Source organism: Actinomadura luteofluorescens (genome assembly GCF_013409365.1).
GTDB classification, from domain to species: Bacteria; Actinomycetota; Actinomycetes; order Streptosporangiales; family Streptosporangiaceae; genus Spirillospora; species Spirillospora luteofluorescens.
Map to the genome: position 1 here is coordinate 3,904,847 of NZ_JACCBA010000001.1, position 23,178 is coordinate 3,928,024.

Annotated in this window: 24 protein-coding genes and 1 pseudogene; 13 read left to right on the plus strand and 12 right to left on the minus strand. The window is 72.2% G+C overall.

The window, feature by feature from the left end; all coding sequences use genetic code 11:
• Positions 1–1,051: 1,051 nt before the first annotated feature.
• Entirely contained in the window at positions 1,052–2,014 is a 963-nt protein-coding gene (locus BJY14_RS17920; protein WP_179844660.1) for an esterase/lipase family protein, read from the plus strand.
• A gap of 112 nt (positions 2,015–2,126) precedes the next feature.
• On the opposite strand, the gene BJY14_RS17925 is transcribed toward BJY14_RS17920, so the two are convergent.
• From BJY14_RS17925 to BJY14_RS17945, 5 genes are all read right to left on the minus strand, one after another.
• Complete coding sequence (locus BJY14_RS17925; protein WP_179844661.1) at positions 2,127–2,696, minus strand: hypothetical protein; 570 nt, start codon at positions 2,694–2,696, stop codon at positions 2,127–2,129.
• Between the two features lie 207 nt (positions 2,697–2,903).
• Entirely contained in the window at positions 2,904–3,104 is a 201-nt protein-coding gene (locus BJY14_RS17930) for a hypothetical protein (RefSeq protein ID WP_179844662.1), read from the minus strand.
• Positions 3,105–3,292: 188 nt separating this feature from the next.
• Complete coding sequence (locus tag BJY14_RS17935; protein ID WP_179844663.1) at positions 3,293–3,877, minus strand: SUKH-4 family immunity protein; 585 nt, start codon at positions 3,875–3,877, stop codon at positions 3,293–3,295.
• A 273-nt stretch (positions 3,878–4,150) separates the two neighbouring features.
• Positions 4,151–4,507, minus strand: coding sequence for a DUF4190 domain-containing protein (locus tag BJY14_RS17940; protein WP_179844664.1), 357 nt, complete (start codon positions 4,505–4,507; stop codon positions 4,151–4,153).
• 97 nt (positions 4,508–4,604) lie between these two features.
• Positions 4,605–5,174, minus strand: coding sequence for a TetR/AcrR family transcriptional regulator (locus BJY14_RS17945; protein ID WP_179844665.1), 570 nt, complete (start codon positions 5,172–5,174; stop codon positions 4,605–4,607).
• A gap of 61 nt (positions 5,175–5,235) precedes the next feature.
• Between BJY14_RS17945 and BJY14_RS17950 the strand changes: the two genes are divergently transcribed.
• Entirely contained in the window at positions 5,236–5,976 is a 741-nt protein-coding gene (locus BJY14_RS17950) for an SDR family oxidoreductase (protein ID WP_179844666.1), read from the plus strand.
• Positions 5,977–6,015: 39 nt separating this feature from the next.
• On the opposite strand, the gene BJY14_RS17955 is transcribed toward BJY14_RS17950, so the two are convergent.
• Positions 6,016–6,375 carry a hypothetical protein gene (locus tag BJY14_RS17955; protein ID WP_179844667.1) on the minus strand — a complete coding sequence of 120 codons (360 nt, stop codon included), beginning with the start codon at positions 6,373–6,375 and terminating at the stop codon, positions 6,016–6,018.
• 146 nt (positions 6,376–6,521) lie between these two features.
• Positions 6,522–7,460 (minus strand): AraC family transcriptional regulator, encoded by a 939-nt coding sequence (locus BJY14_RS17960; RefSeq protein WP_179844668.1) that lies wholly within the window; start codon positions 7,458–7,460, stop codon positions 6,522–6,524.
• A gap of 121 nt (positions 7,461–7,581) precedes the next feature.
• Between BJY14_RS17960 and BJY14_RS17965 the strand changes: the two genes are divergently transcribed.
• The gene (locus tag BJY14_RS17965) at positions 7,582–8,361 is read left to right on the plus strand and encodes a class I SAM-dependent methyltransferase (protein ID WP_218905468.1); all 780 of its coding nucleotides are present in this window, start codon (positions 7,582–7,584) and stop codon (positions 8,359–8,361) included.
• A 27-nt stretch (positions 8,362–8,388) separates the two neighbouring features.
• Here BJY14_RS17965 and BJY14_RS17970 read toward each other — a convergent pair whose 3' ends face one another.
• From BJY14_RS17970 to BJY14_RS17985, 5 genes and pseudogenes are all read right to left on the minus strand, one after another.
• A complete protein-coding gene (locus BJY14_RS17970; RefSeq protein ID WP_179844670.1) occupies positions 8,389–8,799 on the minus strand; it encodes an organic hydroperoxide resistance protein in 411 nt (136 codons plus the stop codon).
• A 117-nt stretch (positions 8,800–8,916) separates the two neighbouring features.
• A complete protein-coding gene (locus tag BJY14_RS17975; RefSeq protein ID WP_179844671.1) occupies positions 8,917–9,702 on the minus strand; it encodes an IclR family transcriptional regulator in 786 nt (261 codons plus the stop codon).
• Between the two features lie 43 nt (positions 9,703–9,745).
• A complete protein-coding gene (locus BJY14_RS17980) occupies positions 9,746–11,197 on the minus strand; it encodes an FAD-binding protein (protein ID WP_246396830.1) in 1,452 nt (483 codons plus the stop codon).
• 10 nt (positions 11,198–11,207) lie between these two features.
• A pseudogene (locus tag BJY14_RS47720) lies at positions 11,208–11,366 on the minus strand (FAD-binding protein); the annotation flags it as partial.
• A gap of 77 nt (positions 11,367–11,443) precedes the next feature.
• Positions 11,444–12,352, minus strand: coding sequence for a cyclase family protein (locus BJY14_RS17985; protein WP_179844673.1), 909 nt, complete (start codon positions 12,350–12,352; stop codon positions 11,444–11,446).
• Between the two features lie 232 nt (positions 12,353–12,584).
• Between BJY14_RS17985 and BJY14_RS17990 the strand changes: the two genes are divergently transcribed.
• From BJY14_RS17990 to BJY14_RS18035, 10 genes are read left to right on the plus strand one after another with little or no spacing between them, the layout of a single operon-like run.
• Entirely contained in the window at positions 12,585–13,424 is an 840-nt protein-coding gene (locus tag BJY14_RS17990; RefSeq protein WP_218905470.1) for an isocitrate lyase/PEP mutase family protein, read from the plus strand.
• Positions 13,425–13,437: 13 nt separating this feature from the next.
• Positions 13,438–14,742, plus strand: coding sequence for a 3-isopropylmalate dehydratase large subunit (locus tag BJY14_RS17995; RefSeq protein WP_179844675.1), 1,305 nt, complete (start codon positions 13,438–13,440; stop codon positions 14,740–14,742).
• A complete protein-coding gene (locus tag BJY14_RS18000) occupies positions 14,739–15,272 on the plus strand; it encodes a 3-isopropylmalate dehydratase small subunit (RefSeq protein ID WP_179844676.1) in 534 nt (177 codons plus the stop codon). The genes BJY14_RS17995 and BJY14_RS18000 overlap by 4 nt, the downstream gene beginning before the upstream one ends.
• 1 nt (position 15,273) lies before the next feature.
• Positions 15,274–16,962, plus strand: a complete 1,689-nt coding sequence (locus BJY14_RS18005) for an alpha/beta fold hydrolase (RefSeq protein WP_179844677.1) — start codon at positions 15,274–15,276, stop codon at positions 16,960–16,962.
• A gap of 27 nt (positions 16,963–16,989) precedes the next feature.
• On the plus strand, positions 16,990–18,168 hold the full coding sequence (locus BJY14_RS18010) for an ABC transporter substrate-binding protein (protein ID WP_179844678.1): 1,179 nt from the start codon (positions 16,990–16,992) through the stop codon (positions 18,166–18,168).
• A gap of 19 nt (positions 18,169–18,187) precedes the next feature.
• A complete protein-coding gene (locus BJY14_RS18015; protein ID WP_179844679.1) occupies positions 18,188–19,072 on the plus strand; it encodes a branched-chain amino acid ABC transporter permease in 885 nt (294 codons plus the stop codon).
• Positions 19,073–19,074: 2 nt separating this feature from the next.
• Entirely contained in the window at positions 19,075–19,971 is an 897-nt protein-coding gene (locus BJY14_RS18020) for a branched-chain amino acid ABC transporter permease (RefSeq protein WP_179844680.1), read from the plus strand.
• Positions 19,968–20,729: an ABC transporter ATP-binding protein gene (locus BJY14_RS18025; protein ID WP_179844681.1), complete on the plus strand. Its 762-nt coding sequence runs from the start codon at positions 19,968–19,970 to the stop codon at positions 20,727–20,729. The genes BJY14_RS18020 and BJY14_RS18025 overlap by 4 nt, the downstream gene beginning before the upstream one ends.
• A 17-nt stretch (positions 20,730–20,746) precedes the next feature.
• Entirely contained in the window at positions 20,747–21,490 is a 744-nt protein-coding gene (locus tag BJY14_RS18030; RefSeq protein ID WP_179844682.1) for an ABC transporter ATP-binding protein, read from the plus strand.
• Positions 21,487–23,106 carry a class I adenylate-forming enzyme family protein gene (locus BJY14_RS18035; protein WP_312879293.1) on the plus strand — a complete coding sequence of 540 codons (1,620 nt, stop codon included), beginning with the start codon at positions 21,487–21,489 and terminating at the stop codon, positions 23,104–23,106. Before BJY14_RS18030 ends, BJY14_RS18035 begins: the two co-directional genes overlap by 4 nt.
• The last annotated feature ends 72 nt before the right edge of the window (positions 23,107–23,178 follow it).

Consider the following 23,178-nt stretch of genomic DNA (forward strand, 5'->3'; position numbering starts at 1 on the left):
TCTGGGAGCAGGGAGACGCAGATGTGTTTCATTTCGTGCGGCCTCATCGAACTGGGCCCTCGCGGCAGCCTGGCCAAGCTCGTCCCGTGACTTCCCCTGCCTGGTGTCGCCAGGACGCCGATCAACGGCGCATCACGCGTTCTATCGCTTCAACGCCCGGTAGCGGCGGAGGAGGGCAGTCACCTTCTGGTAGTCGGCATCGCCGTTGAGTTCGGTGAGAAGGTCGTCCGGACACAGTTCATAGACGTCTCCCCACCACTTGCGTCGGCGGTTGTCCCAGATGCGGTAGCCACCGGGGACGCCACGAGCCACGTAGCGCCGCCTAGCCACGTGCCACCTGATCGATCCGCATCACCCGCATCACAGCCCGTCCCACGATGCTGAGGGTATGAGCAGCCAGCGCCGGGGGCCACCTGATAACCCTCAGGCACCCGTCAGCCAGCCTGATACGGCAAATCCACAGGTCAACCGGATGCCGATCGTGCGGGATGGGTACGTTCGCCAAGTCTTCACGGGCGACCCCCAGCGGTCGCCGGGCAGGCGGCCTCTCGGAGCGACTTGACGTTGGGCGCGGACGAACGGCCTGAGACGGGCGATCTTGGTGACGGCTATGGCGATGCCTTGAACCGCCTAGCGCTGATGGCTGTCAGGGACTCGGTGAGCAACTCCCGAGAATGCTCGGAGGAGTTCTTCGGGGCGTTTCTCTGGCCCCTCTCTGGTTCCATGCGAATCTGATGCTCAGGCTACGGCCGGTTCATCTATTACGGCGTTCGATTGTCGGCGCGCTCACTCAGGCTGGGGCAAGCGGGTACCGGTTGGACGCTGACGGATACTTTTGCGGGACAGCTCTACACGGCTCTGACCTGCACAGATCTGCTACCTTAGGGCTGGTTGCACGGACCAGCACTCCCGGGCCCGCTGAGTGGGGGCCCATCCCACTAGAGCCCTAGGGCCCCAAAATTCCGCTGGCGCATTGAGGCCTTTAAGCCCTCCCCACCCACGATTCACCCCGAGTAATTTCTCCACAAGTTACCGAAAAGGGAGATGAATCATGGCGATCAGCATCCAGAGAAAAGCTGCCTTCGCCGCCGCGGGCCTCGTGGTGACGACCGGCCTGGGACTGGTGGCATGCGACGCGACGTCCGCTCGGGAGACCAGGCTGAGCGCCGGGGGCACCAAGAGCACCCAGGCGGCCGGCAGCCTCAGCGCCGCGCAGATCGCGGCCGGTGCCACCCGCGTCAGCGGGGACTCGGCGAACACGCCCGTCTACCTCATCAAGGGGTACCGGCAGAAGGTCACCGACACCGGATGCGCCAGCAAGTGGAGCGGCGCGGAGGACGCGATGCGCGGCTGGGGCTGGACGGGCAAGTTCCACCGGGTCGGCTACTACTCGACCGACAATCCGAAGGGCTGTGTGCGGATCGCCAAGGGGTCGAACGACACCTCCATCAAGGATCTCGGCAGGAACCTGGCCCAGAACATCTACAAGAACTACTCGTCCAAGGGCCAGACCGTCGACATCGTCGCGCACTCCATGGGCGGTCTGGTCGCCCGCGCCGCGATCGCCGGCTACGCGCGCCACGAGCCGGGCTGGCCGCCCAAGCTGCTGGTCCAGGACGTGGTCACGTTGGGCACGCCGCACAAGGGCGCCATCCTGCCGACGTACTGCGCGTCCAACAGGCAGTGCCGGGAGATGAGCGGGACGAACTCGTTCCTGAACTGGCTCGGCCCGCAGTTGCCCCAGGCCGAGGGCGGCACCGACTGGACGCTGATCGCCACCGACCGGGACGAGGCGGTCAACTCCTCCAGCTCCGCGGCCGAGCTCATCGGGGCCCAGCACCGGGTGCGCTACGCCCCGGTCGCCGGTCTCCGGCACAGCGACCTGCGCACCAGGACCTCCGGGCACTACCGGCTGAACTACAGCCTGAACGACGGCGGCTGGAAGCACATCCGGAACGGCGCCCCGCCCATCCGCGTGGCCATGGACGCCATCTACTGGTCCAGTAAGTGGTGACCTAGGGCTCCGGGGCGAGCGGCCAGGTGGGCGCGGGCCTCGAACGGGTCCACATCGGTGAGGTCTCGGCCGCCGATGTGGACCTGAGCGCCCCGCAGGCGCCGGGCTGCTGTCACGCGGTGTGACGTAGGTCAGGTGCAGCCGACCGGCGGCGAGCGTAGTGCGCGGTGAGGACGAGGACCAACGGTCCCCACAGCAGGAGCGGCGCGTAGCAGACGTCCATGATCAGACCTGCCGTACCCTGCGGGAACTCAGGGTTGGCGAGGGGCCCGCCCGAGGGCAGGACCAGGGCGAGGCAAAGACCGGTCACCGCGGTGCCGCCGAGCGCGGCCGGGATGATCCCCGCGAGCGGCGGGATCCGCCGGCCGCCGAGGAACGGGATCCGCCGAGGCACGGTCTGCCCCCACGGCCGGATCAGTCCCAGGGTGAGGAACGCAGCAGCCTGTGACACCACCGTCAGGGTCAGGACGTACACCATGATGTCGACGCCGGTGTACATCTCGCCGAGCTTGCCGGTGAAGCCGACATCGGCGCCGAAGCCGAGCGCCATTCGCCACACGCCGGACGGCACCGTGCACAGGACGGTCGTCCAGGCGCACCAGACTGCCCAGCGGGGAACGCCCGAGAGGGATTCGGACGCTGTGACGTTCTCCGTGGCCGGCATCGATCGTGTCAGGGGCATCAAGTTCTCCGTGCCGTAGCGGGTGTCGCGCGCTCTCAACAATCACGAATCCCCAGGCTCGGGTGACCACCCGGAGGGGCGAACCGGCTCCCTCTCCCGGGGGACTTCCGGGGTGGCTATGGATCGGCTCGTCTCCTGGCTGGTCCGCGCTTCTGCAGGCGCCGACGCTCGATCCTTGCTGGGGTTCGCCTGTCGCGGCGGCGGACGTCACGAGGTGCTCGGGGCGGCCAGGGCGAGGTCGAGTACGTCTATGCCGACGGGGGTGCGGGCCGTTTCGATCCGGCTCACCGACCACGGGCCGGGCAGTCGGTGCAGCAGCTCGCCTGTCGCGATCGCGACCTGGTGTCGGGCCAGGTGGGCGCCGAGGCAGGTGGTGGCCGGGTGCGCGGTCCGGCCGGTCGGTGCCACCGGTCGGGGGGAGGAACCGCAGGACCTCCTCGATGGCGCCGCGCAGCAGGGCGGGGTCCGCGCGCGGTGCGGCCGGCGCGTCCGGGTGGGCCGACGGGCACAGCACGGTGTTGACCAGCCTGCGCCGCCATCCAGGATCCAACTTCCGGCCACCAGGTGGGCCAGGTCTGCGGGAACGGACAGTTCGGTCAACGCGAGCGGGCTCCAGGACTGTTGCCCGTGAAGCGCTGGCCCATGGCGATCTCGTCGCCGACGATCGACCAGGCGGTCTCGTCGTGCCGGAAGGGTAGCGGGTCGATGCTGGACGTTTCCTGGCGGATGCGTGTGACCTCGTCCTCCAGGCGCTCGAATTCGGCTTCCTCGTCGCCGGTGAAGGTGAATTCCTCCAGCAGGCGCTGGAAGCGGGAGGTTACACCTATGAGGGACGAGACGTCCGTGTGGAGTTCCTCCGCGGTCTCATCGTCGGGGTCGAATGCGTGCACCTTGCCAGTGCTGGGGTCCAGTGCGAGGTGGGCGTTGAGGAGCCAGCCGATGACGGGCCATTCGGCCGCGTCCACCGGAGCGTCGACGACGTCCTGGAGGACGGGCAGCCGACCGGAGTTCTCGTCGGGCTCGCGCAGCCAGAACGTCCCGGTGGGGACGCCGACGGTTTGCAGGAGGCGGGCGCCTTCGGTGTCCACGGCGGAGGGCGGGAAGGCGGTGGCGGGCAGCGTCACCAGCCGGTCCTCGCCGAAGATGTCGGCGAGTTCGCCGCGGGTGACGTCGAAAAGCACAGCCGGAACTCCGAACTCGGCGACATGCGCACCGTAGGACTCGTAGTGGATGGAAGCGGTCGCAACCAACAGCGTTGCGGATCGGGGCGCTCCAGGCGACTCCGGCTCCGCCTGAGACGTCCGTCGCGGAGAGGCCCAAGCCTGTCCGCATCAGTAACGGGGGCCCGGCACCAGCCGGGCCCCCGTTTCTCTGTGGTGCCGGTTCTTCGCGCGGTACCGCGGCGGTCACCGTGTGCGTGGCCAGAACGTGAACAGGGGCGGGGTCGCGTGGAGTCAGGTGGAGTCGGCACCGTCCACTAGGACGGCCAGGCCGGCGATGAGGCCCAGGACCGCGATGACCGCCAGCAGGCAGATGAGGATCAGCAGCCAGCCGAGGACGATTCCCAGCAGCGCCATTCCTCGGCCGTCCCCGTCAAGACGGCGGCCCCGGAAGCGTCCGACATGGCCGGCGATGATGGCCGCCAGCGCGCACAGAACGGCGAGTCCGACGAAGACGGCCGGATTTATCCAGGCGATGCCCGTTGCGAAGTTCGCCAATGTCGCGATACCGGCGGCGGCGAGGAACAGGCTCACCTTCGCCGGACGGTTGGCGCTCGGCCTGGTGCCCTGCTGCTGCCCGGCAGTACTCATGATCGCCCCCTCGGATTGCCGGGCACCCTACCAGCGGCAACCCTGATCAACAGGGCGGGCGAGAGTCACCGGGCAGGTCTCGGGGCGAGCGCTCGCCTCAGGGACGGTGGGCGCGGAGGCCGTCGACGAGGATGGACAGCAACCGCGGGCCTCGCGCGTCGAGTTCGGCGTCGTCCAGCCGCGACAGCCAGCTGATGAGCACGATGACGTCGCGGGCCTCGGCGTCGGCGCGCACGCTTCCGGCCGAGCGGCCGGCGGCCAGCAGTAGTTCCACCGCCTCACCGATCGGGCCGAGACTGTGGGCGGCGAGGTCGCGCCATGTCGCCGCCTCGACGGCCGCGAACACGTCGCGCTTGACGCGGGCGTAGGCGGCCACCCGGTCGAACCATGCCGCCAGCGCGTCCAGCGGGCGGTGGGTCTCCAGCAGACGTGGAGCGGCGGCGACGAGCTCCTCCACTTCATGGCGGTACACCTCGACCAGGAGGTCCTCGCGTGTCGGGAAGTGCCGGTACAGCGTGCCCTGCCCGATACCGCAGGCCTTCGCGACCGCGTTGAGTTTCAGCTCCCCCGGCTCGTGCACGAGATCGCGTGCCGCCTGGAGGATGCGCTCCCGGTTGCGCTGGGCGTCCGCGCGCCGCGTTCCACCGCTCGGAGCGGAAGCGGACACGTGTCCGCTAAGGTTGTCGGTATAACCGGACATGTGTCCCATTCTAGTGCGGAGGTTCCTCATGACCGTCCAGGGCAAGGTCATCGCCATCACCGGCGCCAGCAGCGGGATCGGTGAGGCGACGGCTCGCCACCTCGCCTCGCTCGGCGCCGCCGTCGTCCTCGGCGCCCGCCGCACGGAGCGTCTGGACCGGCTGGTCGCCGAGATCGAGGCCGCCGGCGGCGAGGCGGCCGCCACGCGCGTGGACGTCACCCGTCCCGGCGACCTCCAGTCGCTCGTCACCCTCGCCGTCGAGCGCTTCGGCCGCCTGGACGTCCTCGTCGGCAACGCCGGGATCAGCAGGATCGGTCCCGTAGCCGATCTGGACGTCGAGGGCTGGTCGGCGATGGTCGACGTGAACGTCAAAGGGATCCTGCACGGGATCGCCGCGGCCCTGCCGGTGTTCCGCCGCCAGGGCGCCGGCCACCTCGTCACCGTCGTCTCGACCTCGGGCCTGAAGATCGTCCCTACCCAGGCGGTGTACGCCGGGACGAAGAACGCGGTGCGCACCCTCCTGGAGGGCCTCCGGCAGGAGAGCACCGACGGGGTCCTGCGGACGACGTCGATCTCCCCCGGCTATGTCCGCACCGAGCTCATCGACAACGCCGTCGATGATCCGGCCGTGCGCGAGCAGGCCAGGCGGAACATGGCCGATCTCGGGATCGATCCCGTGGCGGTGGCTCGGGCGATCGCTTTCGCCGTCGACCAGCCCGACGACGTCGAGATCGGGGACCTGACCATTCGGCCGGCCCGGCAAGGCTGAGGTGCGCCGCTCCCGGCCGGCGCCCCTGACGCGGTCGGGCTAGACCCCGGCGGCCGAGAGACCTCGCTTGTAGTCGCCGACCCACCGCTTGATGCTCTCGCCGACGGCCAGCATGTCGAAGCGGTAGTGCTCGACCAGCACGCTGCCCTGCGCCATCAGATCGCGGTGCTGCTGATCGTCGAGCAGTTCGAAGACCTGGGTCACCTCTCCCTTGATGATGAAGAAGCCGGTCTCGATCTCGGAGTCGCCGCTGCCGAGCATGAAGGGCTCGAAGTAGCCGAGCTTCCCGTCCGCGACGAGGCCGCGGTAGTAGTCGACGGACTTCTGGAAGAGGTCGAGGGAGTCCTTCTCGCGTCCCGGCCGCGGGGCGCCCCACCTGATCAGAATTCCGGTTTCCATGAATGCCTCCCCCGAATCGTCGTGCCTGGCCGCGCGAGCCGGTCGCCCTGCGACCCCATCTCCTTCCAGCCGAGCACATGAGCCGTCCTGGTGAGCAGTGGACGAAGGTCCCCCATCCGCACGGCCTCCGCCGGGAACGGTGCGTCCTAGACCGGCCAGGCCCGCTCGGCGCGGCGCCATCGCTGCGGGGTGACGCCGTAGCGGTTGCGGAAGCGGCGGACGAGGTAGGTGGCGTCGCGCAGGCCGGTCCGGGCGGCCACGGCGTCGAGCGGCAGGTCGGTCTCGCGCAGCATGCGCCGGACTTCGATCATGCGCCGTTCGGTGATCCATTCGAGGAGGGGGCGGCCGGTGCGCCTCCGGAGCACGGTCGTGAGGTGGCCGGGGGTGTAGCCGAGCGCGCGGGCGACGTCCGCGGCGGAGACCGGTTCGCGGAACGTCGCCTCGATCTCGGCGAAGACCTGCTCGACGAGCGGGTCCGGAGCGCCGGGGGCGGAGGGCGCCAGGCGCGCGGCCGCGACCAGGAGCCGGGTGAGCGTGGCGGCGATGGCCTCGCGCGCCCCGAGACGGCCCGGGTCGGCGAGTTCCCCGGCCAGGTCCGCCAGCAGCGCCGACCAGGTCGCCCGGTCGGGTTCGGCGACCCGGCCGGGCTCCGCGCCGGAGGCGAACAGGGCGAGGAGGGGGTGGTGCGTCCAGGTCAGCGGGGAGACCGAGGCCAGGGCGGGGACGGCGTCCGGAGTGAACGCCACCGACCACGCCCGGCTGCGGCCGAGTTCGGCGACGTCCGCGACGCCGATGACCTGCCCGGGCGACACCGCGTGGACCTCGCCGGCGCGCAGCGGCCGTTCGGCGCCGCCGATGGCGACCGAGCCCGCGCCCTCCTCGACGTAGACGAGGACGAGGAAGTCGTGGGCGTGCCGGTGGTCCGGCGGCAGGTCGGCGTGGGCGGCTCCGGCGTCGAAGCGGACCACCGAGACGGGAGGCAGGCCGGGGCGCTGCTGGTAGCGGTACACGGGCGTCCCGTCGAGCCGTACCGTCCGCAGCCTCGACGGGGACCCCGGCGAGGGGGCGACCGAAGAATGTCCCATGACTGCCAACGTATGTCCTGCTCGCCAGCCGCGGAATGTCCAAGACTCGGAGGTGAGCACACCAGGGTCTGCGCCGGGCTCGTCGCGGGACGGACCGGCCACAGGACGACAAGGGGCAGCCGTGAACGTACGCATCCTCGACCAGCGAACCCCGGAGGAGCGGGACCGCCCGTTCCTGCCCGGCGCGGGCAAGACCTGGCTTCTCCCGTTCTATGACGTCTTCTCCAGGGTGGCCGGTGTCCGCGCACTGCACGAGCGTGCGGCCGGACTCGCCGGCATCGAGCCCGGCCAGGCGGTGGTAGACGTCGGCTGCGGCACGGGCAACCTGTCGCTCGCCGTGCTCGCGGCCCAGCCCGCCGCGCGGGTGACCGGGCTCGACCCCGACGCGGACGCCCTTCGCAGGGCCGCGCGCAAGGCGCGGCGCCGCCGCGTCGATCTCACTCTCGCTCAGGCATACGCCGACCGCATTCCCGCGGAGGACGGCTCGGTCGATCATGTGGTCTCGTCGTTGGCCCTGCATCACCTCGATGACGAGGGTCGGAGCGCGTTCGCGCGTGACGCGCTGCGCGCCCTTCGACCTGGAGGAATGGTCACCATCGCCGACTTCGGCGGCCCCTCGTCCAATGTCACGCACGGAGACCATCCCACGCACGGAGACCATCCCGCGGACGGCGACCACCACGCGCATGGCCACGGCGGGGGATTCGCGCACGTTCTCCGGCACCTGCCCTGGCTCAAGCGTTCCCAGGCGGCACACGGCCAGGTCATGTCCAGCGACCATGGCGACGGCGTTGTCGCACTGCTGGCCGAGGCCGGATTCGACGACGCCAGGGAGGTCGCGCACGCCGAGCTGAGGTTCGGCCGGGTCGCCTTCGTGCAGGCCACCCGCCCCACCCTCTGAGGGGTCGCGGCGCCGGCCTCCGGTGGGTTATTCGAGGACGAGTTCCACAGGAATGTTGCCCCGGGTCGCGTTGGAGTACGGGCAGACCTGGTGGGCGCGCTCGACGAGTTCCCGTCCGCCGGTGAGATCGTCCGGAAGTTCGACGCGGAGGACGACGCTCAGGCTGAAGCCCTTCTCGGTGTCGCCGTTGAGTCCGACCTCGGCGGTCACCGAGACGTCCCGGACGTCCTGGCGGGCGGAGCGGGCGACCGCGCCGAGAGCGCTGGCGAAGCAGGCCGCGTAACCGGCCGCGAACAGCTGCTCGGGGTTGGTGCCGTCGCCGGTGCCGCCCATCTCGCGCGGTGGAGCGAGGGTCACGTCGAGGCGGCCGTCCGAGGTGACGGCCCGGCCGTCCCGGCCGTTGGCGGTGGCGACGGCGGTGTAGCGGGGGGTTTCCATGGGGTTCCTCTCGGGTTGCGCCCGGGGGCGGGCATGCTGTGCGGAGCCGGCGGGCGGGCATGGTGCGTGGAGCCGCCGGGACGGGGGGCTTGGAGGCGGGCGCGCCGGCGCGGCGCGTCAGTGGCCCAGGCGACTGGAGAGTTCGCGCGCGGAGGACGTGACGCCCTCGATGATCTCCAGGAGGCGGCTGCCGCGGAAGCCGTCGTTGACTCCGCCCAGGCTGAGGGTGGCGGCGAGCTCGCCCTGCGCGTCGAAGACGGGGGCGGCGACGGCGCCGACGCCGTAGAGGTAGTCCTCCTCACTGATCGCGTAGCCGTCGCGGGCGATCTTTTCGAGCCGTTCCTCGAGGGTCGCCGCGTCGACCAGCGTGTGCGAGGTGTACTGGTCGAGGGTGCGGGCGAGCCAGCGTTCGCGCAGCTCGGCGGAGAAGGCGAGCATGACCACCGGCCCGGCGGCGGTGTGGTACGGCAGGACCGTCCCGACGCCGACCGTGTTGACCCGTACGGGGTTGTTGCCCTGGAAGATGTCGACGCAGACGGCGCCGTCGGGGCCGGGGATCATGAGGTAGGCGGTGTCGCCGAACCGGTCGGCCAGGCCCCGCAGGAACGGGACCGCCTCGCTGCGCAGGCTCAGTTCGGCGAGCGCGACGGCGCCGACGCGGAAGGGGCGCATGGTGAGCCGGTAGGTGGCGCCCTCGCCCCGGGTCAGCCAGCCGGCCTGGATCAGTGTCGCGGCGAGCCGGTGGACCGTGGTCTTGTTCATGCCGGTGGCCGCGGTGAGGTCCGCGAGGGTGAGGTTGGGTCTCTCCCGGGTGAAGCTCTCCATGAGCTGGCAGGCCTTGAGCACCGACACCACGACGTTCTTGGGGTCGACGCCCGGGCCCTCCTGGTCATCGGAGGCCATCTGACCTCCCTGAGCGTTCCGTAATCCGGTCCATATTCCGATTCTATCGATCCCTGGGGGGCGGCGAGCTCAGGGCGTGCGTGGCCGCGGCGTAGGCGTAGGTGTGGTTGCGCGCGTTCGCGAGGCCGGTGACATAGCCCTTGAGCTCCTTGGTGGCGGCGGCGTTGCCGGTGGCGTAGAGGCCGGTCACCGTCGAGCCGTCCCGCCGTCTGACGCGGGCGTGGCCGTCGATCCACAGCCCGAGCGTGCCCATCCCGAAGCCGACGATCGACAGGGGGAGGGCGTAGTAGGGCGGTGTGGCGAGCGGGCCGAGGTTCGGGTTGGGCGTGTGGAGGGGATCGCCGTAGGCGCGGCGGATGAAGGGGAGGGAGCCGCGGTGGAACTCCGGGTCCTCGCCGCGTTCCGCGTTCCCGTTGTAGGTCGCGAAAGTCGCGGCCAGCCCGTCGGGGTCGATGCCCGCGGCGCGCGCGAGCTCCTCCGGCGAGTCCGCGCGGACGATCGAGTCCGGCCAGGGGTCCCCCGGTCCGTAGGGTCCCAGCCGGTAGCGGCGGTGGAACTCCTCGTCGGCCAGGAACCAGCAGGGGTGGTTGGCCCACCGCTTGTTCCTGCCGTCGAAGCGGCGCAGCGCCCCGATCAGCGCGCCGTAGTAGCTCTCGTCGCCGAAGCGGCGCCCGTCCCGGTTGACGATCATCGAGTGCGGCAGTCCGAGATGCTCCAGCAGCGGCCGGCACAGCGGCACGTCGCTGCCGGGGTGGGTCTCCCCGGGGAAGTGGAAGCCCACGCTGAAGAAGGGGTCGGCGCCCCGGACGGTCGCCGCGCCCGCCCGCTGCGCCAGCAGCAGGGCGTCGCCCTCCACGACGGGCGGTGCGGATTCGACGAGGGCGGGGACGTCCTCCAGCTCGCCGGCGTCGGGGGCGTAGCCGTACCCGCCGGAGGCGATCAGCACGCCGTGCCTGGCCCTCACCGTCACGCGTCCGTCCGGCCCTTCGAGGACCGCGCCCGTGACCGCGTTGCCGTCCGTCAGGAGCTCGGTCGCGCGGTGCCGCAGGAGGCAGTCGACGCCGCGCTCGACGAGCGCCGCGCGGACGAACGCCGCCGAAAGGCCGGAGCCGTGCGTGAGCAGGTCCTGTTCGGCGCCGCGCCGCCGGTCGTCGGCGGGGTCGAGGGCACGCGCGGAATAGATGTCGCTCCGCGGCACGCCGATCTCGTAGTAGGGGCTCGGCCTCAGCTTGTCCCGCCAGGCGCCGAGGGCCGCGCCGGGGAGGACGCACTCCAGCAGGCGCCCTTCGGCGGTCGATCCCGGTGCCGGGTGATAGAGATCGGGGCAGTCGCGGATCACCTCGAACGGCACGCCGGCCGCGCGGTACCACCGGGTGGCCTCGACGGCGAGTTCCAGGTAGGCGCGCCGGGCGCGGCGGTCGACCGGACGGCCCTCCCCCTGAACGTGGTCCATGTACGCCTCGGTCGCGGCGAGCGAGTCGTCGCCGCCGGCCAGGGCCGCTGGCGCCGACCCAGACGAAGCCGCCGCTGTAGGCGGCCACGCCGCCCACCATGTCGGACCGTTCCACGACCAGGACGTCCGCCCCGAGGTCGTGGGCGCGGACGGCACCGGCCAGGCCGCCGAGGCCGCCTCCGACGCACAGGAAGTCGACGGTGCGTTCCATGTTCACCTCTCGGCCGTGGTGGCGGGGGGCATGTGCCTCCTCGACGGGCTGCGTTTCGGGTGGAGCACCGTTCGCCCTCAGAGCACGGCGACGGGGGTGACCGGCGAGCCGGTGCCTCCGGGGACGGCCAGCGGGCCGATGACGAGCATGAAGTCGTCGCGGCCCTCGGCGGCGAGCGCGTCCGCCAGTTCGTCGAGCGCCATGCTGTGCACGAGGTGGACGCCCAGGTAGACGAGCGCGAGCACGTGCACCGGGAGCCGGCAGTCGTCGACCGCGACGGGGAAGGCGTCGCCGGGGCCGTCCGTCCCGACCACGGCGGCGTCCCGGTCGGCGACGAAGCGCAGCGCGTCGGGGTGCAGGCCGGACAGGTGCCCGTACCGGTCGCCGGAGTCGGGGGCGGGCGCGGGCGCGGGCGCGCTCCACCGGCCGGTGCGGACGATCAGCGCGTCGCCCGGGCCGAGGCCGGGCGCGGCGGCGGCGAGTTCGTCGTGGCCGACGGCCGTGCCGGCGGGAAGGTGCTCCACCCCGCGCAGCCGCGGGATGTCGGCCAGGACGGCGCGGGTCACCACGGGGACGGCGGCCGTGATGTCGCATCGGGCCGCGCCGTCCGGGCCGGTCATCGACGCGAAGTCGCGGCCTCCGTACCCGCGGCCGCGGTGCCCGATGTGGCTCAGCGCGTCCATGTGCGTGATCTCCAGGCCGTGGCACTCGGAGGTCAGCCGGTCACTCGCGGCCTGGACGTCGCCGCCCGCGTTGGAGCCCCACCACGTGATCATCTGGTGTTCGAAGGCGGTGTCGCCGGCGCGGGGGTAGTAGGCCGGCAGTCCGTTCCTGAGCGGTCTGGTCAGCGAGATCGCGCGGCCGGTGCGGACGCCGCCCGCGGCGGCGCGGACGCGCTCGGGTCCGGCGAGGTTGAGCGCGCCGCGCTCGTCCTCGTCCCCCCAGCGGCCCCAGTTCGCGCCGAGCCCCGGCCAGAACGTGTCCATGTGCTCCCCCAGCCGCGCATCGATCGGAAGATGTTCCGGATGACGGACTATCACACGAGAGCTTCGGCGCCGTCAACACTCCCGCCGAATCCCTTTGACCAGCCCTCTTCTGATCGGATCTCGCCGGATCGAACTCATTGACAGCCACGAAACCGGTATCTAGTGTCATCCCCGAAATCTGTTCCGCTATCCGGAAAGGCTGGCCATGACAGCGACGCGCCTCCGTGAACTGATGGCAGACGACGTGGTCTTCGCCCCCGGCGTATGGGACGGGCTGACCGCCCGCCTGGCCGAGCAGGCCGGCTTCCCGGCCCTCTGCGCCTCGGGCTTCGCGATCTCCGCGGCACTCGGCCTGCCCGACGCGGAGCTGTACACGATGTCGGAGAACCTCGACGCCGTCCGCAGGATCGCCGAGGCGAGCGACCTGCCGGTCATCGCCGACATCGACACCGGCTACGGCAACGCCCTGAACGCCGCCCGGACGGCCCGCCGGTTCGCCGACGCGGGGGTCGCCGCGGTCTTCATGGAGGACCAGGAGGCCCCGAAGCGCTGCCCGATCTGCGTCGGCGACCCCGTCCCGGTGATCTCCCTGGAGGAGGCCGCCGGGAAGATCCGGGCCGTCCGCGACGCGGCCGGCGACCGGCTGGTGGTGATCGCCCGCACCGACACGGCGGGCGAGGAGGCGCTGGAGCGGGCGGAGGCCTACGCCGCCGCGGGCGCCGAGATGATCATGCCGGTCACCAGGACCTTCACCGGCGTCGACGAGTGGGCCGCCTGCGCCGAGCGCGCCGGCGTCCCGCTGATGGCCACGCTCACCGCGTCCACCTGGGTCGAGCGCGACTTCACCCCGGAGGTGCTGCGCGAGGTCGGCGTGCGGCTGGCGCTCCTGCCCACGCAGATCCTCCTGTCCGCCACCGGGGCGATGCGCGCGACGCTCCGCCGGCTGCGGTCCGGGGAGCCGCCCGCCGAGGTCAGCGCGGACGCGCTCCCCCACCACGACTTCGTCGACCTGATCGGCTTCGCCGACATCGAGAAGGCGCAGGAGAAGTACCTGCCCGCGACCGGAGCCTGAGAAGGGAGTGCGGATGACCAGCACGGACCAGGACCCCGCGCCCCCGGCCGGGACGGCGCGGACCATCACCGAGAAGATCCTCGCCCGCGCGGCCGGGCTCGACGGCGTGCGCGCCGGGCAGAACCACGCCTTCCGGCCGGACTACATGGTGGCCTACGACTTCCCCGGCTACACCGACCTGATGTTCAAGCAGATGCACGACGACTTCGGGATCACCGAGGTCGACGACCCCGAGCGCTACCTGATCTTCATCGACCACATGCTGTCCAAGGGCGACGGCCGCGAGCGGCAGGTCCACGACGTCACCCGGCGCTGGGGCGAGTTCTACGGCATCACCGTGCACGAGGGCCGCGGCATCGGCCACCAGGTGGCGGCCGAGATGGGGTACGCGCTGCCTGGAACGTTCCTCATCCACTTCGACGGGCACATCAGCGGGCTCGGCGCGTTCGGCGCCCTCGGCTGGGGCGTGCGCCGGGACCTGCTGGAGGCCTGGGTCAGCGGCCGGATCTTCCTGGACGTGCCCGCCTCCACGCGCTTCGACCTCACCGGCGCGTTCGCCCCCGGCGTCGACAACCGCGACCTCATCCACGAGATCATCTCCCGGGTCGGCGCGGACGGCTGCGCGCACCAGGTCATGGAGTTCACCGGCCCCGGCGCGGAGGCGATGAGCATCGGCCGCCGGCAGGGCCTGTGCGGGATGGCCATGTTCACCGGCGCCGTCTCGGCCGTCTTCAACCCCGACGGGCTGTCCCTGGAGTACGCCCGGCGCGTCGCCCGCACGGAGTTCGAGCCGCTGTCCAGCGACCCGGGCGCCTCCTATGCCGCGACCCACCGGATCGACCTCGACACCCTGCGCCCCAGGGTCGTGCTCCCCGGATCGGCCCGTGCCGCCAACACCCTCGGCGTGGACGAGGCCGCCGGGACGCCCATCACCCGCGCGTTCATCGGCTCCTGCGCCAGCGGCCGGATCGAGGACATCAGGGCCGCGGCCGAGATCCTGCGCGGCCGCCGCGTCGCCTCCGGCGTGCAGCTCAACGTCGTCCCGACCTCGCAGGTCATCCACCGGCAGGCCGAGGAGGAGGGGCTGCTGGACGTGCTGCGCGAGGCCGGGGCGGACGTGGCCGTCTCCAGCTGCGACTTCTGCTTCGGCTACGCCAGGCCGCTCCAGGAGGGCGAGAGCTGCATCTCCACCGGGGTGCTGAACATCTCGGGGCGCATGGGCAGCCCCGGCGCCGACATCTACATGGGATCGGCCTACACCGTCGCGGCCAGCGCCGTGGCCGGCCGCATCACCGACCCGCGGGAGGTGATGGCGTGACGGCGCCCGTCGTGCCCGGCGTCCTGCGCGGACGCGTCGCCTGGGTGTTCGGCGACGACTTCGACGTCGACCTGATCGTCGGCGTGGAGAACATCAAGTACTACGACGCCGACAAGCTGCGCGCCGTCTGCATGCGGGCCTTCGACCCCGGTTTCGTGGACAGCGTCGAGCCCGGGGACGTGGTGGTGGGCGGACGCAACTTCGGTTACGGGCACCCGCACTACCCGCCGCTGGTCGCGCTGCGGAACGCGGGCATCAGCGCCGTCCTCGCCGAGTCGTTCTCCCCCGGCTTCTGGCGCGGTGAGACCTACAACGGGATGCCGCTGGTGACCGTGCCGGGCATCGCCTCGGCCGTGCGGCGGTTCGACGCCGTCGAGGTCGACTGGCGCAGGGCCCGGGTGCGGCTGGCGGACGGCACCGAGCTGGCGGGCTCCCCGCCCAGCGAGCGCGTCGTCAAGGTCATCGAGGCCGGCGGCAGCCTGAACCTGCTGCTGCGCGAGCACGCCCGCCGGAAGCCGGCGGAGGGCTGACATGCGGGGACGCCATTTCGACACCGGCCACGGCCAGATCCGCGTCTGGCTCACGGACGACCGTCCGGGCGTGCTGGTGCTGCCGGGCATCCGCTGGTCGGGCCGGCCGCTCACGGAGGAGATCGCGCTCTGCGCGCCCGGGCATCCGGTGGCGGTGGCCGATCTGCCGGGAGTGGGCGGGTCCGCGCCCGGAGCGGCCGACGGCGTCGGCGCGGCCGCGGACGCGCTCGCCCAGGTGGCGGGCGCCCTGGGCGTCCACACCGTCGTCGGGCTGGACATGAGCTGCGACCTGGCCGCGGCCGTCGCGGGACGTGTCCCGGGCTGCCGCGAACTCGTCCAGGTGGACCGCGGCCATCTCACAGCCGCGCGGGAGACCGCGCCACCCGACGTCACGCCGCGCGGCGACGGCACCCACCTGTCTCGGCTGTGGCAGACGGTGCGGAACGCCCATCTGTTCGCGCCGGGCTCGGAGCGCGCGACGGTGCCGGGACGGGCCGAACTGCCCAGCCCGGCCGCGCTGGACCGCACCGTCGTCGCGTTCGCGGAGCGGCCCGAGGCCTTCACCGCACTGTGGCAGACCTGGTGCCGCGCGGGCGAGGACCCGCTCGCCGGCGGCCGTCCGGTCACCGCCCAGGTCAACCCGGAGGGCACCGGCCCGACATCCGTCCACGAGTGGCTCGGCAGGCTGTCGAAGGCCCACGGGCACCCCGCGCCCGAGACGCCGGACGGGACGTCGCCGGACAGGCCGGAGGCGGCGCGTGACCGCGCACGGCGGGCGCTGCCCCTGGCCGGAGGTCAGGCGTGCGGGACGCCGTCCAGCCCGGTCGTCATCCGGGAGACGGCGATCCGGCGCGCGTTCACCGACACCTCGGTGGGGCAGATCCACGTGCGCCTCGCGGGAGACCCGGCGGCGCCGCCCCTGCTCGCGCTGCATTCGGCACCCGGGTCGGCGGGGCTCCTCGAACCGCTGATGCGCGGTCTGGCCGAGGACTTCCACGTGATCGCCCCGGACTACCCGGGCAACGGCGAATCCGACAAGCCGTGGCGCGACGGGATCGACATCGGCCGGCTCGCCGACGTGATGGCCGAGGTCGCCGAGCGGCACGCGGGCTGCCCGGCGTTCCTCTGGGGCACGCACACCGGAGCACTGATCGCGCTGGAGATGTGCGTGCGCCGAGCCGACCTGGTGCGGCGCGCCGTCCTGGAGGCGCCGCCCCTGCTGCCGCCCGACTTCACCGCCGACATCCTGGAGCACTACCTGCCGCCCCTGCGGGCGGACCGTTTCGGCTCCCACCTGGTGCGGGCGTGGGGCATGCGGCACGACATGTTCCTGTTCTGGCCGTGGTACCGGGACCGGACCGCAGCCGACCGTCCGCTGCGGGTCCCGCGCGCCCGCGAACTGCACGACTGGACCGTGGGCCTTCTCCAGAGCGGCCCGACCTACCACCTCAGTTACGCGGCGGCCTTCCGGTACCCGACCCGGGACCGGCTGCCGAAGCTCACGGTGCCGGCGCTGATCTGCGCCGGGCCCGACGACATGCTGGCCGACAACCTCCCGGCCCTGCGCTCCGCGGCACCGGACGGCGTCACCCTCGCCACCACGCCCGCGACCTGCTGGTACCCCGACCAGGATCCCGCCGCGGTCGCCGAGACCGTCCGGCGCTACCGGGACTATCTCGCCGCCGCCTGACGGCGCCTTCTCCGAGGAGACCACCCCATGGCACGACCCACCGTCCGCCGCAGGCGGCGCGCAGCGCTCGCCGTCGCCACGGCCGCCTCCCTCCTGCTGGCCGCGGCGTGCGACAGCGGAACGCAGAGCGGCGAGATCAAGATCGGTTTCATCACCGCGACCACCGGGCCCGTCGCCTTCGCCGGGCAGACCTTCGGCAACGGCACCCAGCTGGCCATCGACCAGCTCAACCAGGAGGACTACCTGGGCGGCGGACGCAAGATCAAGCTGGTGAGGAAGGAGGGCGCCGAGAACCCGGCGCGCGCCGTCGAGCAGGCCAAGCAGCTCGCCGGGGACCAGGGCGTCGTGGGCGCGATCTGCTGCATCCTGTCGCCGGTGGCCGGGGCGGTGAAGCCCATCACGTCGGCCGCCAAGCTGCCGCTGGACATCTACGGCGCCACCGACCTCGGCCTGGAGGACCCGCCGTACGTGGTGCGCACCACGACCCTGCCCCAGGACGCGAACCGGAGCCTGGCGCGGAAGGTGGTCGCGCAGGCCAAGCCCGCCTCGGTCGCCTACGCGGTCACCCAGGACAACTCCGGCTGGGTCTCCCAGCTCAAGAGCTTCCAGGAGGGCTTCGCCGGAACCGGGGTCCGGGACCTCGGAACGGTCAACACCCTCGCCGCGCAGACCGACTTCAGCGGCGCGGCGGGCCAGCTCATGGCCAAGAACCCGGAGGCCGTCGTCATCGCCGCGCTCCAGCAGTCGTCCATCTCGCTGATCAAGGCACTGCGCAGCCGCGGCTACCGGGGGCTGATCGTGACGGCCGAGACGATCGGGAGCCCCGGGGCGTTCAAGGCCGCCGGGCAGACGCTCGCGGACGTCCCCTTCCCCGTCTACTTCTTCGCCGGCAAGGCCAGCGCCCAGGGCCAGAAGTTCGCCCAGAGCTACAAGGCCAAGTACGGGACGGACCCCGACGACTACGCGGCCCAGGGCTACATGGCCGCGTACATGATGGCCACGGCCGCGAAGAACGCGGGCAAGGACGTCACGCGCGAAAGCGTCACCAAGGCGCTGTCGAACATCAAGAGCCTCGACGGCACCATCTACGGGTCGGTGCGGTTCGAGAACGGCCAGCTCCACGCCCCCGACAGCATCGTGCACATCACCTGGACCAAGGACGGACGCCAGACCGAATGGACGCCGTCCGGCCGGAGTGCTTCCTGAAAGGCCCGGTGAACTGAGCATGCTGTTCGTCCAGCAACTCATCAACGGCATCGCGCTCGGCGCCGTCTACGCGTTGTTCGCGGTCGGCTTCGGCGTGGTGTTCTCGACAATGCGGATCCTGAACCTCGCGCAGGGCGTCTACGCGACCTGGGGCGCGCTCGTCGCCTACTGGGCGGTCGCGGAGCTCGGGCTGCCGTTCGCCGTCGCCTGCGTGGCCGGCATGGCGGGGGGAGCGCTGACGGCGGTCATGGTGGACCAGGTCGCCTTCCAGCCGCTGCGCTCGCGCGGCGGCGAGCAGCTGCTCGGCACGATCATCACCAGCGTGGCGCTGTGGATCGCCCTGCGGGAGGTGGCCAGCCTGGCCACCGGCGCCGCCCCCCTCGGCTTCCCGCCCGGCACGGTGCCGGGCGGCCTCCTGCACATCGGCGGGGTCCGGGTGCTGACCACCCAGATCATCGCCGTGGTCTGCGCGGTGGCGGTGACCACGCTGATCCACCTGCTGTTCCGGCACACCAGGCTGGGCGCGGCCATCCGCGCCGTCGGACACGACCGCGGCGCAGCGATGCTCGGCGGCGTCAACCCGCGCACGGCCATCCTCACCGCGGCGGCGCTGGCCGGGGCCGCGACCGGGCTCGCCGGGGTGCTCTACGCCGACAACCAGACCTTCACCTTCGCCCTGGGGGACGGGCTGCTGCTCCAGGGCTTCGCCGCGGTCGTCATCGGAGGCATGGGGGACGCGCGAGGCGCCGCGTTCGGCGGGTTCATGATCGGCATCGTCCAGGTGCTGTCGGCCCAGTACATCTCCAACTCCTTCCAGGACGCGATCACGTTCGGGCTGCTGCTCGTCGTCCTGGTCGCCCGGCCGCGCGGCCTGTTCCGGACCGTCGAACTGGGGAGGGCCTAGCGATGGGAACCCAACTCACGCTGCTGACCAGCGCCGTCGAGTTCGCGCTCGCCGGTGCGCTGCTCGCGCTCAGCACGTACGTGACGCTGTGGGCGGGGCTGCTCAGCTTCGCCACCGTGAGCTTCGCCGCCGTCGGGGCGTTCACCGCGACGCACCTGATGTCGTCGGCGGGGCTCGGGCTGTGGCCCTCGCTGGCCGCCGGCGGAATCGGCGGCGGCGTGCTGGCCGGCGCGGCCGGCGTGCTGCTCATCCGGCTGGCGGACCACTGGATGGCGCTCGCCACGGTCGCCCTGATCCTCGTGACCCGGGTGATCGTGGTCAACCTCGGCGACCTCACCGGCGGCTCCGCGGGCGAGGTCGTACCGGCGGAGGTCCACCTGTGGGAGCTCGTGCTGGTCGTGGCGGTGGCGTGCCTGCTGCTGGCCCGCCTCGCCCGGTCCCGGTTCGGGACCGCGGCGGTCGCGACGCGCGAGGACCCGACGGCCGCCGCCACCATGGGCGTGCGGGTGCGCCGCGTCCAGGTGGCCGCGTTCGTCATCAGCGGCGTCCTCGGCGGCGTCGCCGGCGTCCTTCAGGCCGGGCTGCTGCGCTACATCGACCCGGACACCTTCTACATCGACCTGGCCGTCACGGTCATCGCCTGCGTCGTCCTCGGCGGCGCGTACCACTGGTTCGGGTCGGTCATCGGCGCGGTCGTCTTCACCGGGCTGCCGGTGTACGTCAACCAGTTCGTCGGCCAGGGCCAGTCCATCATCAACGGCGCCCTGCTGCTGGTCATCATGATCTGGGTGCCGGGCGGGCTGGTGGACCCGCTGCGCTGGCGCAGGCTGCGGGAGCGGCGGGCCCCCGCCGCCCCGGCGGCCGGCGCCGCGGCCGGACCCGTGGAGGTGCGGTCATGACCGGGGACGCCCTCGTCATCGACGGGCTGGCCAAGCGGTTCGGCGGGCTGAACGTGCTGACGTCCGTCGGCATCACCGTCCCGCGCGACACCGTCTTCGGCATCGCCGGCCCGAACGGGGCGGGCAAGACGACGCTGCTGAACATCGTCAGCGGCCTGATGCCCGCCGACGCCGGTTCCATCGCCCTGTTCGGCGACGCCTGCCACGACCTGCGGGCGGCCGCCCTCGCCAGGAAGGGCGTGGCCCGGACGTTCCAGAACATCCGGCTCCTGCGCGGCCTCACCGTCCTGGAACAGGTGCTGGCCGGCGCGTACCGGCACCGGCGCGTCGGCAGCGTGCGCGGGCTCGCCGGGACGCCGCGCGCCCGCGCCGAACTCCGCGAACTGCGGGAGCGGGCGCTCGAAGCCCTCGACGCCGTCGGCCTGCGCGACGCCGCCGGCCGGCTCGCCGAGACCCTCCCCTACGGCGACCAGCGGCGGCTGGAGATCGCGCGGGCGCTGGCGTCGCGCCCCCGGCTGCTCCTGCTGGACGAGCCCACGGCCGGCATGAACGCCGCCGACTGGGGCGGGATCGGGGACCTGATCACGAGACTGCGCGACGACGGCACCACCATCGTCGTGGTGGAGCACAACATGCGGCTGATCCAGACCATCTGCGACCAGGTCGCCGTCCTGGCGTCGGGCGAGGTCATCGCCTGCGACGACCCCGACGTCTGCCTGCGCCGGCCCGAGGTGCGCAAGGCGTACTTCGGCAAATGAGAGGAAGGGGCCACACCATGCTGACCGTCGAGTCGCTCGAGGTGACCTACGGTTCCATCCGCGCCGTCGCGGGCCTCGACATCGCCATCGGCAAGGGCGGTGTCACCGCCCTGCTCGGCGCCAACGGCGCGGGGAAGTCGAGCACGATGAGCGCGATCGGCGGACTGCTCCGGCCGTCCGGCGGACGCGTCCTGTTCGACGGGGCGGACATCACCGGCATGCCCGCCCACCGGGTGGCCCGCCGGGGGCTGGCGCTCGTCCCCGAGGGCCGGATGGTCGTCGGGTGCCTCACCGTCCAGGAGAACCTGGACCTGTCCGCCTACGCCCGCGGCCGGCGCCGCACCGCCCTGGTCGACGAGGTGTACGACCTGTTCCCCCGGCTGGCCGAGCGCCGCGCGCAGACCGCCGCGCTCATGTCCGGCGGCGAACAGCAGATGCTGGCGATCGGCCGCGCGCTGATGACCGCCCCGTCCGTCCTGCTGCTGGACGAGCCCTCGATGGGCCTGTCCCCCGCCATGGTGGACACCGTCTTCTCCGCGATCACCGCGATCCGGGCCTCGGGCATGACGATGCTCCTGGTCGAGCAGAACGCCGCGCTCGCCTTCCCGCTGGCCGACCACGCCTGCCTCGTCCAGCGGGGGGCGATCGTCGCCGAGGGCACCCCGGAGGAGCTGGAGCGGGACCCGGCGACCATCGCACGGCACCTGGGCATCGACGAGGAGCCGCGCCCGGACCGGACGTCGAAGGGAGTCACCGCGTGAGCCCCCACTGGCACTCCCTGTACGGCGAGGGCGTCCCCGGGGAGATCGACCCCGGGCCGGAGAACGTCGTGGAGATGTTCCGCCGCCACGCCGCCGCCCGCCCGGACGCACCGCAAATCCGCTACTTCGGTGCGACCCTCGACCGCGCCGGGACCGACAGGCTGAGCGACGCGTTCGCGGCGGGACTCGAACGGCGCGGCGTCGGCGCCGGGGACCGGGTCGCGGTGGCGTTGCAGAACACCCCCGCCTGCGTGCTGGCCGTGCTCGCCGTGTGGAAACTCGGCGGCACGGTCGTGCCGGTCAACCCGATGTACAAGGCGCGGGAACTGGCCCACCTGCTCGCCGACTCGGGCGCCCGGGTCCTGGTGGCCCACCCCTCCGCGCGCGCGGAGGTCGCGGCCCTTCCCGCGGGCGGCGCCCCAGAGCACGTCCTGTACTCCCGCGGCGGCGCGTTCGCCGGCGACCTGGGCGGCCCGTGGCCGCAGGAGCCGGACGACGTCCTCGCGATCCTCGATGAGGGCGGCGTCCCCCGGGCCCCGGTCTCCCCCCGTCCCGGCGACGCCGCGCTGCTCAGCTACACGTCCGGGACGACCGGCCCCGCCAAGGGCGCGATCAACACCCACCGCAACCTCGCGTACCAGGTCGCGGCCTGCCGCGCCTGGATCGGCCTGGACGAGCGCGACTCCGTCCTCACCATCGCCCCGCTGTTCCACATCACCGGCCTCGCGATGCACCTGGCCCTCGGCCTCGGCGCGGGGCTGCCGCTCGTCCTCACCCACCGCTTCGACGCCGCCACGACCGCCGCCCTCGTCGAGCACCACCGGCCGACCTTCACCATCGGGTCGATCACCGCGTTCATCGCGCTGCTCAACGAGCCCGCCGCCCGCGACCGCGACCTGAGCTCGCTGACGAAGGTCCTCAGCGGCGGAGCCCCCGTCCCCGCGGCCACGGTGCGCGCGTTCGCCGACGCGTTCGGCACCTACGTCCACAACGCCTACGGGCTGACGGAGACGACATCGGCCGCCGTGGCCGTCCCGCTCGGCAGGACGGCGCCGGTCGACGAGGCGTCCGGCGCCCTCGCGATCGGCGTCCCCCTGCCGAGCGTCCACGTGGAGATCCGCGACGAGCGGGGAGAGCCCCTCCCGCCGGGCGAGATCGGCGAGCTGGCGATCACCGGCCCGCAGGTCGCCGCCGGGTACTGGCGCAACCCCGGGCAGACCCGCGCCTCCTTCCCGGACGGGGTGCTGCTCACCGGCGACGTCGGCTTCATGGACACCGCGGGCTGGGTCTACCTGGTCGACCGCAAGAAGGACATGATCGTGGCCGCCGGCTACAAGATCTGGCCGCGCGAGGTGGAGGACGTCCTGTACGAGCACCCCGACGTGCGGGAGGCTGCCGTCATCGGCGTCCCCGACCCCTACCGCGGTGAGACCGTCCACGCCCATGTCAGCCTGCGGCCCGGCGCCACCGTCACCGCCGAGGAACTGCGCGCCTTCTGCCGCGAGCGGCTGGCCGTCTACAAGGCGCCGGCACGAGTACGGATCGAGGAAGAACTGCCCAAGAGCGTCTCCGGCAAGATCCTCCGCAGAGCCCTGCGCGAAGAACCACCCACCTGACGCGCGGGAAGCGGCGTCCCGGACCGACCAGCAGCGTCCCGGACCGACCAGCCCGGTGACGTGTCGCCCACG